The sequence below is a fragment of the Streptosporangium sp. NBC_01810 genome (assembly GCF_035917355.1).
GTDB lineage: Bacteria > Actinomycetota > Actinomycetes > Streptosporangiales > Streptosporangiaceae > Streptosporangium.
In genome coordinates this window covers 2,160,385-2,175,340 of the sequence record NZ_CP109070.1, presented here as the reverse complement: position 1 = coordinate 2,175,340, position 14,956 = coordinate 2,160,385, and the positions used below count along the sequence as shown (strand labels likewise).

2 protein-coding genes are annotated in these 14,956 nt (G+C 66.5%); both read right to left on the bottom strand.

Annotated features, from left to right (window positions below; genetic code table 11):
* Nucleotides 1-102: 102 nt before the first annotated feature.
* A complete protein-coding gene (locus OIE13_RS09880; protein WP_326829907.1) occupies nt 103-13,884 on the bottom strand; it encodes a non-ribosomal peptide synthetase in 13,782 nt (4,593 codons plus the stop codon).
* A 38-nt stretch (nt 13,885-13,922) separates the two neighbouring features.
* Nucleotides 13,923-14,903, bottom strand: a complete 981-nt coding sequence (sbnA, locus tag OIE13_RS09875; protein WP_326640852.1) for a 2,3-diaminopropionate biosynthesis protein SbnA — start codon at nt 14,901-14,903, stop codon at nt 13,923-13,925.
* Nucleotides 14,904-14,956 lie beyond the last annotated feature (53 nt).

Sequence of the window (14,956 nt, the reverse complement as noted above, 5' to 3'; positions counted from 1 at the left end):
AACAGGGCGGCATCTGCTTATCATGGCGGGAAATGAGCCACGAATTCTTGCCACCGGTCAACTTCAGGCCGCCCTTGATTGGCCGGGAAAACCAGATCTCCGCTACCTCGTCGCCGAGGTGGGCCGGCCGAACATATCGATCGCGCTCAGCGGGGCGTCCACATCAGACACCATGCCGCTCAACACCCGCTCCAGCCCGGCCGAAATCCGCTGAACTGTCGGGCGGTCGAACAGGTCGGTGGCGTACGTGACCAGCACACCGATACCGCCGTCGTCGTGTTCGGTGAAATCGAAATACAAGTCGTCGTCAGCGGTCGGAGTGGTGAGCGGTTTGGCGATCGCCTCCAGTCCGGCCAGTTCGGCCTGTGCGGCCGCGTTGTTCTGCAGCACCATCACGACCTGGAACAGCGGGTGCCGCGACCTGGACCGGGCCGGGTTGATCACCTCGACCAGCCGCTCGAACGGCACGTCCTGGTGCGCGAACGCCGCCAGATCGGCATCCCGCACCCGGCCCAGCAGCTCCCGCACCGTCGGATCACCGGACAAGTCGGTGCGCAACACCAGCGTGTTGACGAAGAACCCGACAAGATCATCCAGGGCGTCATCGGTCCGGCCCGCGACCGGGCTGCCCAGCGGGATGTCGGTGCCCGCGCCCAGCTTGCTCAACAACACAGACAGCCCAGCCTGCAACACCATGAACAGGCTCGCGTTGTTCTCCCTGGCCAGCACGCCCAGCCCGGACGTGAGTTCCGAAGTGAGCACGAACTCGAACGCGTCAGCCTGGTAGCTGGCGATCGCCGGACGCGGCCGATCGGCCGGCAGCGCGATCTCCTCCGGCAGACCGTCGAGCGCCTTGGTCCAGAAGGCCAGCTGCTCCGAAATCAGGCTCCGCTCATCATCCTCGCTGCCCAGCAGCTCCCGCTGCCACAACGCGTAATCCACATACTGCACCGGCAACGGCTTCCACTGCGGCGCCATCCCCGAACAGCGCGCCTCATACGCCGCGGCGAAATCACGCGCCAGCGGCGCCATCGACCAGCCGTCACCGGCGATGTGGTGCAACACCAACAGCAACACGGACTCGGTCGGACCGAGGATGAACAGCTGAGAGCGGATCGGCAACTCGCCGGTGAGATCGAACCCGGCCAAGCATGCGGTCTGGATCGCGCCCGGCAACTTAGCCTCAGTTATCGCTCTGACCACCAGCACAGGCCCCTGGCCCTTGATCTCTTGCACTAGTTGGCCGTCGACCTCCGGATACACTGTGCGCAGTACCTCGTGCCGCTCTACCACATCGGCCAGGGCCTGCGCCAATGCGTCCCGGTCCGGCTCACCGCTCAACCGCAAAACCAACGGCATGGTGTAGGTCGCCGAGGCCCCTTCGAGCAGGTTGAGGAACCACAACCGCCGCTGACCGAACGACAACGGCAACTCACCCGGCCGCGGCCCGGCCACCAGCACCGGCCGGCTCCGGCCCTCATCACCCATCCGCCCGGCCAGACCCGCCACCGTCGGCGCGTCGAACACATCCCGCACCGACAACTCAACACCCAACACGCCACGGATCCGGCTGGTCAACCTCACCGCGATCAGTGAATGCCCACCCAGATCGAAGAAGTTGTCGTCGACGCCCACCGAGTCCACATCGAGGACCTCGGCGAACACCGCACACAGGGCCTCTTCCCGCGGGTTGCGCGGGCCACGCCCCGAAGACAGGGCCGTGAAGTCCGGCGCCGGCAACGCTTTACGATCCAGCTTGCCGTTCGACGACAAGGGCAGCTCATCCAGCGTGACATAGACCGAAGGCAGCATGTATTCCGGCAGCAAACCGGTCAGATACTCCCTCAACACAGCGGTATCCAGCGGCCCGGCCGCCGGTACCACGTAGGCGACCAGGCGCTGCCGATCGGCGGTCACCACCGTGTTCCGCACCCCGTCGGCCGACCGGATCGCGGTCTCGATCTCACCCAGCTCGATCCGATGCCCGCGAATCTTCACCTGGAAGTCGCGGCGCTCCAGGAACTCCAACCGCCCATCCGGCCGATACACCACCCGGTCACCGGTCCGATACAACCGGCCCCCACCAAACGGGCTGGCCACGAACACCGCCGCAGTCCGGGCGGCATCGTTCAGATACCCGCGGCCGACACTGGCGCCCCCCACATACAACTCACCCGCCACCCCCACCGGAACCGGCTGCAGATCATCACCCAGCACATAGACCTGGGTGTTGCGGATGGGCCGGCCGATCGGGGTACGCAGCCCCGCGACGTCATCGGGGTTGGCGATCACCGCGTGGGTGACGTCGATGGAGCACTCGGTCGGGCCATAGGCGTTCATCACCGGGACGGCCGGGTAACGCTGAAGCCAGCGGCGGCACAACTCCGCCGGCAACGCCTCCCCAGCCGACACCAGCCACCGCAACCCCAACTCAGGAACCGAGACACCCCCATCCCACACATCCAGAGCAGCCCGCAGCAGAGAGGGCACCACCTCCAGCACCGTCACGCCCGAAACACCGAACAGCCGTTGCGGATCCATCGCGCTCTCCCGGGAGACCACCCGCACCCGCCCGCCCACGATCAGAGCGGCCAGCATCTGCCACACCGAGATGTCGAACGTCAACGGCGCGCTCTGCACCACCACATCCGACGAATCCAGCCCGAGATCCTCCACCTTGGCCAGCAGATGGTTGACCATCCCGCGCCGGTGCACCATCGCGCCCTTGGGCCGGCCCGTCGACCCCGACGTGTAGATCACATACGCCAGGTCGTCCCCAACCCCCCGCACCGGAGCCAGATCATCGTCCACCGCGTCGTCGAACACCAGCACCCGCACGCCACCGGCCCCGACGGCCTCACGGGCCAAGTCCAGATACTCCGGCGCCGCGATCAACACCTCGATGCCGCTGTCGGCGATCAGATCCGCTATGCGGGCCACCGGCGCGCCCGGGTCGAAGGGCACATAGGCGCCCCCGGCGCCGAGCACGCCCAGCACCGCCGACACGTACCGGACCCCCGGATCGCCGAGCAACCCCACCAACGCACCCGCCGGCAGCCTCTTGGCCACCGCGTTCGCCCGACCCACCAGCTCCCGATACGTCACCGACCCCGCATCATCGGTGACCGCGACACCATCCGGAGCAGCCACAGCCCGCTCACGAACCCGCTCCACCACACCCGCGAAACCACCCTCGACCGCCGACGAATTCCACTCCACCAACAACCGGCGACGCTCCTCCTGCCCGAGCACATCGATCGCACTCAACGGCGCGTCCACGCCAGATGCCATGCCGTTCAACACCCGCTCCAGCCGGGCTGAAATCTCCTGAACGGTCGCGCGGTCGAACAGGTCGGTGGCATACGTGACCAGCACACCGACACCGCCATCACCGTGCTCGGTGAAACCGAAAGTCAGGTCGAAGTCCGAAACCGAGGGGCGGAGCGGGTCGACACCGGCGTCCAGGCCGGCCAGCTCGATCCGTGCGGCCGCGTTGTTCTGCAGCACCATCATCACCTGGAACAACGGGTGCCGCGACCTGGACCGGGCCGGATTGAGCACATCGACCAGCCGCTCGAACGGCACGTCCTGATGCGCGAACGCCGCCAGATCGGCATCTCGCACCCGGCCCAGCAACTCCCGCACCGTCGGATCACCGGACAAGTCGGTACGCAACACCAGCGTGTTGACGAAGAACCCGACAAGATCATCCAGGGCGTCATCGGTCCGACCCGCCACCGGGCTGCCCAGCGGGATGTCGGTGCCCGCACCCAGCTTGCTCAACAACGCAGACAGCCCGGCCTGCAACACCATGAACAGGCTCGCGTTGTTCTCCCTGGCCAACACGCCCAGCCCGGACGTGAGTTCCGGAGCGAGCACGAACTCAAACGCGTCACCCCGGTAGCTGGCGATCGCCGGACGCGGCCGATCAGCCGGCAGCGCGATCTCCTCCGGCAACCCCTCCAGCGCCTTGGTCCAGAACCCCAGCTGCTCGCAGATCAGACTCCGCTCGTCATCCTCACTCCCCAGCAGCTCCCGCTGCCACAACGCGTAATCCACATACTGCACCGGCAACGGCTTCCACCCCGGCACCATCCCCGAACAACGCGCCTCATAGGCCGCCGCGAAATCATGTGCCAGCGGCGCCATCGACCAGCCGTCACCGGCGATGTGGTGCAACACGACAAGCAGCACATACTCAGACTTGCCGAGCACCAACAGCTCGGCCCGCACCGGCAACTCCGCGGTCAGGTCAAAACCCGTCGAGCAAGCAGTCTCGATCGCGGCCGGAAGGTCCGCCTCGGTGGCAGACCTGACCACGAGTTCGGGCCGGTCGCTCCTGATGACCTGCACCGGCCGGCCGTCGACCTCCGGATACACTGTGCGCAGTACCTCGTGCCGCTCTACCACATCGGCCAGGGCCTGCGCCAATGCGTCCCGGTCCGGCTCACCGCTCAACCGCAAAACCAACGGCATGGTGTAGGTCGCCGAGGCCCCTTCGAGCAGGTTGAGGAACCACAACCGCCGCTGACCGAACGACAACGGCAACTCACCCGGCCGCGGCCCGGCCACCAGCACCGGCCGGCTCCGGCCCTCATCACCCATCCGCCCGGCCAGACCCGCCACCGTCGGCGCGTCGAACACATCCCGCACCGACAACTCAACACCCAACACGCCACGGATCCGGCTGGTCAACCTCACCGCGATCAGTGAATGCCCACCCAGATCGAAGAAGTTGTCGTCGACGCCCACCGAGTCCACATCGAGGACCTCGGCGAACACCGCACACAGGGCCTCTTCCCGCGGGTTGCGCGGGCCACGCCCCGAAGACAGGGCCGTGAAGTCCGGCGCCGGCAACGCTTTACGATCCAGCTTGCCGTTCGACGACAAGGGCAGCTCATCCAGCGTGACATAGACCGAAGGCAGCATGTATTCCGGCAGCAAACCGGTCAGATACTCCCTCAACACAGCGGTATCCAGCGGCCCGGCCGCCGGTACCACGTAGGCGACCAGGCGCTGCCGATCGGCGGTCACCACCGTGTTCCGCACCCCGTCGGCCGACCGGATCGCGGTCTCGATCTCACCCAGCTCGATCCGATGCCCGCGAATCTTCACCTGGAAGTCGCGGCGCTCCAGGAACTCCAACCGCCCATCCGGCCGATACACCACCCGGTCACCGGTCCGATACAACCGGCCCCCACCAAACGGGCTGGCCACGAACACCGCCGCAGTCCGGGCGGCATCGTTCAGATACCCGCGGCCGACACTGGCGCCCCCCACATACAACTCACCCGCCACCCCCACCGGAACCGGCTGCAGATCATCACCCAGCACATAGACCTGGGTGTTGCGGATGGGCCGGCCGATCGGGGTACGCAGCCCCGCGACGTCATCGGGGTTGGCGATCACCGCGTGGGTGACGTCGATGGAGCACTCGGTCGGGCCATAGGCGTTCATCACCGGGACGGCCGGGTAACGCTGAAGCCAGCGGCGGCACAACTCCGCCGGCAACGCCTCCCCAGCCGACACCAGCCACCGCAACCCCAACTCAGGAACCGAGACACCCCCATCCCACACATCCAGAGCAGCCCGCAGCAGAGAGGGCACCACCTCCAGCACCGTCACGCCCGAAACACCGAACAGCCGTTGCGGATCCATCGCGCTCTCCCGGGAGACCACCCGCACCCGCCCGCCCACGATCAGAGCGGCCAGCATCTGCCACACCGAGATGTCGAACGTCAACGGCGCGCTCTGCACCACCACATCCGACGAATCCAGCCCGAGATCCTCCACCTTGGCCAGCAGATGGTTGACCATCCCGCGCCGGTGCACCATCGCGCCCTTGGGCCGGCCCGTCGACCCCGACGTGTAGATCACATACGCCAGGTCGTCCCCAACCCCCCGCACCGGAGCCAGATCATCGTCCACCGCGTCGTCGAACACCAGCACCCGCACGCCACCGGCCCCGACGGCCTCACGGGCCAAGTCCAGATACTCCGGCGCCGCGATCAACACCTCGATGCCGCTGTCGGCGATCAGATCCGCTATGCGGGCCACCGGCGCGCCCGGGTCGAAGGGCACATAGGCGCCCCCGGCGCCGAGCACGCCCAGCACCGCCGACACGTACCGGACCCCCGGATCGCCGAGCAACCCCACCAACGCACCCGCCGGCAGCCTCTTGGCCACCGCGTTCGCCCGACCCACCAGCTCCCGATACGTCACCGACCCCGCATCATCGGTGACCGCGACACCATCCGGAGCAGCCACAGCCCGCTCACGAACCCGCTCCACCACACCCGCGAAACCACCCTCGACCGCCGACGAATTCCACTCCACCAACAACCGGCGACGCTCCTCCTGCCCGAGCACATCGATCGCACTCAACGGCGCGTCCACGCCAGATGCCATGCCGTTCAACACCCGCTCCAGCCGGGCTGAAATCTCCTGAACGGTCGCGCGGTCGAACAGGTCGGTGGCATACGTGACCAGCACACCGACACCGCCATCACCGTGCTCGGTGAAACCGAAAGTCAGGTCGAAGTCCGAAACCGAGGGGCGGAGCGGGTCGACACCGGCGTCCAGGCCGGCCAGCTCGATCCGTGCGGCCGCGTTGTTCTGCAGCACCATCATCACCTGGAACAACGGGTGCCGCGACCTGGACCGGGCCGGATTGAGCACATCGACCAGCCGCTCGAACGGCACGTCCTGATGCGCGAACGCCGCCAGATCGGCATCTCGCACCCGGCCCAGCAACTCCCGCACCGTCGGATCACCGGACAAGTCGGTACGCAACACCAGCGTGTTGACGAAGAACCCGACAAGATCATCCAGGGCGTCATCGGTCCGACCCGCCACCGGGCTGCCCAGCGGGATGTCGGTGCCCGCACCCAGCTTGCTCAACAACGCAGACAGCCCGGCCTGCAACACCATGAACAGGCTCGCGTTGTTCTCCCTGGCCAACACGCCCAGCCCGGACGTGAGTTCCGGAGCGAGCACGAACTCAAACGCGTCACCCCGGTAGCTGGCGATCGCCGGACGCGGCCGATCAGCCGGCAGCGCGATCTCCTCCGGCAACCCCTCCAGCGCCTTGGTCCAGAACCCCAGCTGCTCGCAGATCAGACTCCGCTCGTCATCCTCACTCCCCAGCAGCTCCCGCTGCCACAACGCGTAATCCACATACTGCACCGGCAACGGCTTCCACCCCGGCACCATCCCCGAACAACGCGCCTCATAGGCCGCCGCGAAATCATGTGCCAGCGGCGCCATCGACCAGCCGTCACCGGCGATGTGGTGCAACACGACAAGCAGCACATACTCAGACTTGCCGAGCACCAACAGCTCGGCCCGCACCGGCAACTCCGCGGTCAGGTCAAAACCCGTCGAGCAAGCAGTCTCGATCGCGGCCGGAAGGTCCGCCTCGGTGGCAGACCTGACCACGAGTTCGGGCCGGTCGCTCCTGATGACCTGCACCGGCCGGCCGTCGACCTCCGGATACACTGTGCGCAGTACCTCGTGCCGCTCTACCACATCGGCCAGGGCCTGCGCCAATGCGTCCCGGTCCGGCTCACCGCTCAACCGCAAAACCAACGGCATGGTGTAGGTCGCCGAGGCCCCTTCGAGCAGGTTGAGGAACCACAACCGCCGCTGACCGAACGACAACGGCAACTCACCCGGCCGCGGCCCGGCCACCAGCACCGGCCGGCTCCGGCCCTCATCACCCATCCGCCCGGCCAGACCCGCCACCGTCGGCGCGTCGAACACATCCCGCACCGACAACTCAACACCCAACACGCCACGGATCCGGCTGGTCAACCTCACCGCGATCAGTGAATGCCCACCCAGATCGAAGAAGTTGTCGTCGACGCCCACCGAGTCCACATCGAGGACCTCGGCGAACACCGCACACAGGGCCTCTTCCCGCGGGTTGCGCGGGCCACGCCCCGAAGACAGGGCCGTGAAGTCCGGCGCCGGCAACGCTTTACGATCCAGCTTGCCGTTCGACGACAAGGGCAGCTCATCCAGCGTGACATAGACCGAAGGCAGCATGTATTCCGGCAGCAAACCGGTCAGATACTCCCTCAACACAGCGGTATCCAGCGGCCCGGCCGCCGGTACCACGTAGGCGACCAGGCGCTGCCGATCGGCGGTCACCACCGTGTTCCGCACCCCGTCGGCCGACCGGATCGCGGTCTCGATCTCACCCAGCTCGATCCGATGCCCGCGAATCTTCACCTGGAAGTCGCGGCGCTCCAGGAACTCCAACCGCCCATCCGGCCGATACACCACCCGGTCACCGGTCCGATACAACCGGCCCCCACCAAACGGGCTGGCCACGAACACCGCCGCAGTCCGGGCGGCATCGTTCAGATACCCGCGGCCGACACTGGCGCCCCCCACATACAACTCACCCGGCACCCCCACCGGAACCGGCTGCAGATCATCACCCAGCACATAGACCTGGGTGTTGCGGATGGGCCGGCCGATCGGGGTACGCAGCCCCGCGACGTCATCGGGGTTGGCGATCACCGCGTGGGTGACGTCGATGGAGCACTCGGTCGGGCCATAGGCGTTCATCACCGGGACGGCCGGGTAACGCTGAAGCCAGCGGCGGCACAACTCCGCCGGCAACGCCTCCCCAGCCGACACCAGCCACCGCAACCCCAACTCAGGAACCGAGACACCCCCATCCCACACATCCAGAGCAGCCCGCAGCAGAGAGGGCACCACCTCCAGCACCGTCACGCCCGAAACACCGAACAGCCGTTGCGGATCCATCGCGCTCTCCCGGGAGACCACCCGCACCCGCCCGCCCACGATCAGAGCGGCCAGCATCTGCCACACCGAGATGTCGAACGTCAACGGCGCGCTCTGCACCACCACATCCGACGAATCCAGCCCGAGATCCTCCACCTTGGCCAGCAGATGGTTGACCATCCCGCGCCGGTGCACCATCGCGCCCTTGGGCCGGCCCGTCGACCCCGACGTGTAGATCACATACGCCAGGTCGTCCCCAACCCCCCGCACCGGAGCCAGATCATCGTCCACCGCGTCGTCGAACACCAGCACCCGCACGCCACCGGCCCCGACGGCCTCACGGGCCAAGTCCAGATACTCCGGCGCCGCGATCAACACCTCGATGCCGCTGTCGGCGATCAGATCCGCTATGCGGGCCACCGGCGCGCCCGGGTCGAAGGGCACATACGCACCCCCGGCGCCGAGCACGCCCAGCACCGCCGACACGTACCGGACCCCCGGATCGCCGAGCAACCCCACCAACGCACCCGCCGGCAGCCTCTTGGCCACCGCGTTCGCCCGACCCACCAGCTCCCGATACGTCACCGACCCCGCATCATCGGTGACCGCGACACCATCCGGAGCAGCCACAGCCCGCTCACGAACCCGCTCCACCACACCCGCGAAACCACCCTCGACCGCCGACGAATTCCACTCCACCAACAACCGGCGACGCTCCTCCTGCCCGAGCACATCGATCGCACTCAACGGCGCGTCCACGCCAGATGCCATGCCGTTCAACACCCGCTCCAGCCGGGCTGAAATCTCCTGAACGGTCGCGCGGTCGAACAGGTCGGTGGCATACGTGACCAGCACACCGACACCGCCATCACCGTGCTCGGTGAAACCGAAAGTCAGGTCGAAGTCCGAAACCGAGGGGCGGAGCGGGTCGACACCGGCGTCCAGGCCGGCCAGCTCGATCCGTGCGGCCGCGTTGTTCTGCAGCACCATCATCACCTGGAACAACGGGTGCCGCGACCTGGACCGGGCCGGATTGAGCACATCGACCAGCCGCTCGAACGGCACGTCCTGATGCGCGAACGCCGCCAGATCGGCATCTCGCACCCGGCCCAGCAACTCCCGCACCGTCGGATCACCGGACAAGTCGGTACGCAACACCAGCGTGTTGACGAAGAACCCGACAAGATCATCCAGGGCGTCATCGGTCCGACCCGCCACCGGGCTGCCCAGCGGGATGTCGGTGCCCGCACCCAGCTTGCTCAACAACGCAGACAACCCGGCCTGCAACACCATGAACAGGCTGGCATTGTTCTTCCTGGCCAGGCTATTCAGGTCGGACTTGAGTTCCGGAGTGAGCACGAACTCGAACGCGTCAGCCTGGTAGCTGGCGATCGCCGGACGCGGCCGATCAGCCGGTAGTGTGATCTCCTCCGGCAGACCGTCGAGCGCCTTGGTCCAGAAGGCCAGCTGCTCCGAAATCAGGCTCTGCTCGTCATCCTCACTCCCCAGCAGCTCCCGCTGCCACAACGCGTAATCCACATACTGCACCGGTAACGGCTTCCACCCCGGCACCATCCCCGAACAGCGTGCTTCATACGCCGCGGCGAAATCCCGCGCCAGCGGCGCCATCGACCAGCCGTCACCGGCGATGTGGTGCAACACCAACAGCAACACGGACTCGGTCGGACCGAGGATGAACAGCTGAGAGCGGATCGGCAACTCGCCGGTGAGATCGAACCCGGCCAAGCATGCGGCCTCGATCGCGGCCGGGAGGTCCGTCTCGGTGGCAGACCTGACCACGAGTTCAGGCCGGTCGCTCCTGATGACCTGCACCGGCCGGCCGTCGACCTCCGGATACACCGTGCGCAGCACCTCGTGCCGCTCCACCACATCGGCCAGGGCGGCGGCCAAGGCGTCCCGGTCCAGGCTGCCCCTCAGCCGGAGCAGCATCGGGATGGTGTAGGTCGCCGAGGCCCCTTCGAGCAGGTTGAGGAACCACAACCGCCGCTGGCCGAACGACAACGGCAACTCGCCCGGCCGCGGTCCGGCCACCAGCACCGGCCGGCGCCGACCCTCATCACCCATCCGCCCGGCCAGGCCCGCCACCGTCGGCGCGTCGAACACATCCCGCACCGACAGCTCAACACCCAACGCGCCACGGATCCGGCTGATCAACCTCACCGCGAGCAGTGAATGCCCACCCAGGTCGAAGAAACTGTCGTCGACGCCCACCGAGTCCACATCGAGGACCTCGGCGAACACCGAACACAGGGCCTCCTCCCGCGGGTTGCGCGGGGCACGACCCGAAGACAGGGCCGTGAAGTCCGGCGCCGGCAACGCTTTACGATCCAGTTTGCCGTTCGGGCTCAGCGGTAATGCGTCGAGGACCATGACCACCGCGGGAACCATGTAGTCCGGCAGCAGAGTGGCGACGTGTGCCTGGAGCGCGTCAGGCTCGACCTGGCCCACCACATAGGCGACCAGATGCTGCTCACCGGCGGTCACCACCGCGTTCCGCACCCCGTCGGCCGACCGGATCGCGGTCTCGATCTCACCCAGCTCGATCCGATGCCCGCGGATCTTCACCTGGAAGTCGCGGCGCTCCAGGAACTCCAGCCGGCCGTCCGGCCGATACACCACCCGGTCACCGGTCCGATACAGCCGGCCCTGGCCGAACGGGCTGGCCACGAACACCGCCGCGGTCCGGGCCGGGTCGTTCAGATACCCGCGGCCGACACCCACACCGCCCACATACAACTCACCCGGCACCCCCACCGGAACCGGCTGCAGGTCATCACCGAGTACATAGAGCTGGGTGTTGCGGATGGGCCGCCCGATCGGGGTACGCGACCCCGTGGCGTCATCAGCGTGACGGATCACCGCATGGGTGACATCATCGGAGCACTCGGTCGAGCCGTAGGCGTTCATCACCGGAACGGCCGGGAAACGCTGGAGCCACCGGTGGCACAACTCCGCCGGCAACGCCTCCCCGGTGACCAGCAGCCACCGCAACCCCGGCCCGGGCACCGTCACCCCGACATCCAGGGCAGCCCGCAACAGGGACGGCACCACCTCCAGCACCGTCACACCCGGAACACCGAACAACCGTTGCGGATCCATCGCGGTCTCCCGGGAGACCACCCGCACCCGCCCCCCCACGATCAGAGCGGCCAGCATCTGCCACACCGAGACGACGAAGGTCAGCGGCGCGTTCTGCACCACCACATCCGAGGAGTCCAGCCCAAGATTCTCCACCTGGGCCAGCAGATGATTGACCATCCCGCGCCGGTGCACCATCGCCCCCTTGGGCCGGCCCGTCGACCCCGAGGTGAACATCACATACGCCAGATCATCCTCAGCCCCGCGCGCCGGGGCCAGATCATCGTCCACCGCATCGTCGAACACCAGCACCCGCACGCCACCGGCCCCGACGGCCTCGCGGGCCAGATCCAAATACTCCGGCGCCGCGATCAGCACCCCGATGCCGCTGTCGGCGACCAGGGCCGCGGTGCGGGCCACCGGCGCATCCGGATCGAACGGCACATACGCACCCCCAGCACCGAGCACCCCCAGCACCGCCGACACATACCGGACACCCGGATCGCCCAGCAACCCCACCAACGCACCCGCCGGCAACCTCTTGGCCACCGCGTTCGCCCGACCCACCAACTCCCGATACGTCACCGAACCCGCATCATCCGACACCGCGACACCATCCGGGGCAGCCACAGCCCGCTCACGAACCCGCTCCACCACACCCGCGAAACCACCCTCGACCGCAGGCGGATTCCACTCCACCAACAACCGGCGACGCTCCTGCGGCCCGAGCACATCAATGGCGCTCAGCGGCTGGTCCGCAGGCGCAGCGGTAAACGTGTCCAGAAAGGCGGTGAAACGCGCGAGGTGCGCCTCCACATCAGCCTCGTCATACAGGTCGGTGTTCGCATTTATCTCTACGCGCAGGCCGCCGTCCTCACTGTCGTGCACCATGATCGTGAGATCGTCGCTGGGCGCGGTTGTCAGGTCGAACACCTTCACCGTCGCGGTGCCGAAGCGCATCCGGCCGAAGATATTCGCCACGTTAAGCTCAGGGCCGATCCGGTGGCGGCCCAGTCCCATCATCTGCCGGATCTCCCGGGTGCGGAAACGCTGATGACGCACAACGAGACCCACCTCCCGCGACGCGTGCGCCAGCACATCACCCCGGCCCATCCCCGGCCGAACAGCCAACACCAACGGCACCAAATTCGCACGCATGCCAGGAGTCGCCTTGGCGACAACCGACGTACGCGCGGTCACCGGCAACGACAACACCACATCACGAACCCCGGTAACCCGCTGCACATAACACGCCGTCGCCGCGATCAGATACGTCGGCCACGCGACACGATGCCCCCACGCCACCGCCCGCATCCGCTCCGCAACCCCCACCCCCAAAGTCACACCATGACGCACGAAGGTGCGCACCGCGGTGATCGGCCGGCTCGACATGCTCGTCAACTCCACCGGCCCCGCGAACCTCCCCGCCCAAAACCCGCGATCCTTCTCGAACCGCGCCGATTCCCGGTAGGCCAGCTCCTCCTCGATCAAACCCGCCAACGGCGGAAACACACCATCCCCGTACGACCGGCCCTCCTGAACCGCGGTATAAATCCCCGCCACACGAGCGACAAACAAAGCCTCACTAAAACCATCCCACAACAAATGATGAGCACGCTGATACAACACCGCACGATCCGGGCCAACCCTCAACAACGCGAACCGGAACAACACCGGCGCATCCAACGCCACCGCAGTCCCGGCATCAGCCCGCATCCACCCCAGCGCCGCCCCATCAGGATCAACCTCGCCCGTGAAATCAACGACCGAGAACTCCCAATCCTCACAAGGAACCACCGTCTGCCGCACTTCATCACCAACAATGCCGAACCGGACCCGCAGGCACTCCGCCTCCCCCACGGCCACCCGCACAGCCCGCTCCAACAGCGCTACATCAAGCTCACCCTCAATAACGTAATACTCCGCGATATTCCAGATCGGATTATCAGGATCAAACTGCTGGGCAAACCAAACCTCCAGCTGAGCAGCCGACAACGGCAAACTAGAACCTGACCCCTGCAGCTCATTCATCTTCCACAAGCTCCTCGACACGCGTAGAAACCCTGGACTCACCCAACCGGCTCGCGCCGGTCCCCCGCGAGCACGTCATCGCCGTAGACGTCACGCACCCAGCTCTCCTGGTAAACCGTGTCCAGATAGCGCTCACCAAGGTCAGGTGAAACCGCCACCGAGGACAGGTGATGACCAGGATCGTGCACCTGGAGCCACTGCAACGCACCGCTGCACACGGTCCCGGTCGACCCCCCGAACAAAAACCCCTTCTTCGCGAGCCGATGGCACATCCGGACCGTGTCCGGCTCGGACACATACACCACATCGCACAGATAGGACTCGTCGACCTGGACCTGCCGCTCGCTGGTACCAAGACCAGGGATCATACGCCGACCGGGCGGCCCGCCGAACGTCACCGAACCGACACTGTCCACAGCAACCACCCGCACCTGCGGCGCGAACTCACCAAACCAGCGCGCACAGCCCATCAACGTCCCGGTCGTACCCGCACCGACAAACAGCACGTCCAACTCCGGGAACCGGCGACTGATCGCAGGCGCCGTCCGCCGATAATGCGCTTGCCAGTTATTGGGGTTGCGGTACTGGTCAAGCCAGAGGTAACGATCATCAGACGCACATAACGTACGGATATAGGACAACCGTGCGCCAAGAAAGCCCCCGTCGTCGTCCGGCTCGGTAATCGTATGCACCTGACTGCCCAAAGACTCCATCAGCCGCTTGGTGGTCAGGTTGCACCGAGGATCGGTGACACACACGAACGTGTAACCCCTGCTCGCCGCGATCATGCTCAGCGCCACACCCATGTTGCCCGACGACGACTCGATGAGCACCGAGCTGTGATCGAGCAAACCACTGTGCTCGGCGGCCGAGATCATTTCCGAAGCGGCCTTGAGCTTCCCGGAGCCCGCGAAGTTGAACCCCTCGCACTTCAGATGAAGTGCCCGGCCGAGCAGCCCCTCCAACGCAACGTAAAGATCTTCGACGTGAAAGTCCTGTGGAGCGGAAATGATTGGCACGCCATGGTCCTCTTCTGCAGCCTCAGCCCTTGCCGTAACGCGTCAACTCATGG

What these genes read in the sequence shown, in the direction of transcription:
- OIE13_RS09880 (WP_326829907.1), bottom strand. Translation starts at nt 13,884, where the DNA reads ATGAATGAGCTGCAGGGGTCAGGTTCTAGTTTGCCGTTGTCGGCTGCT.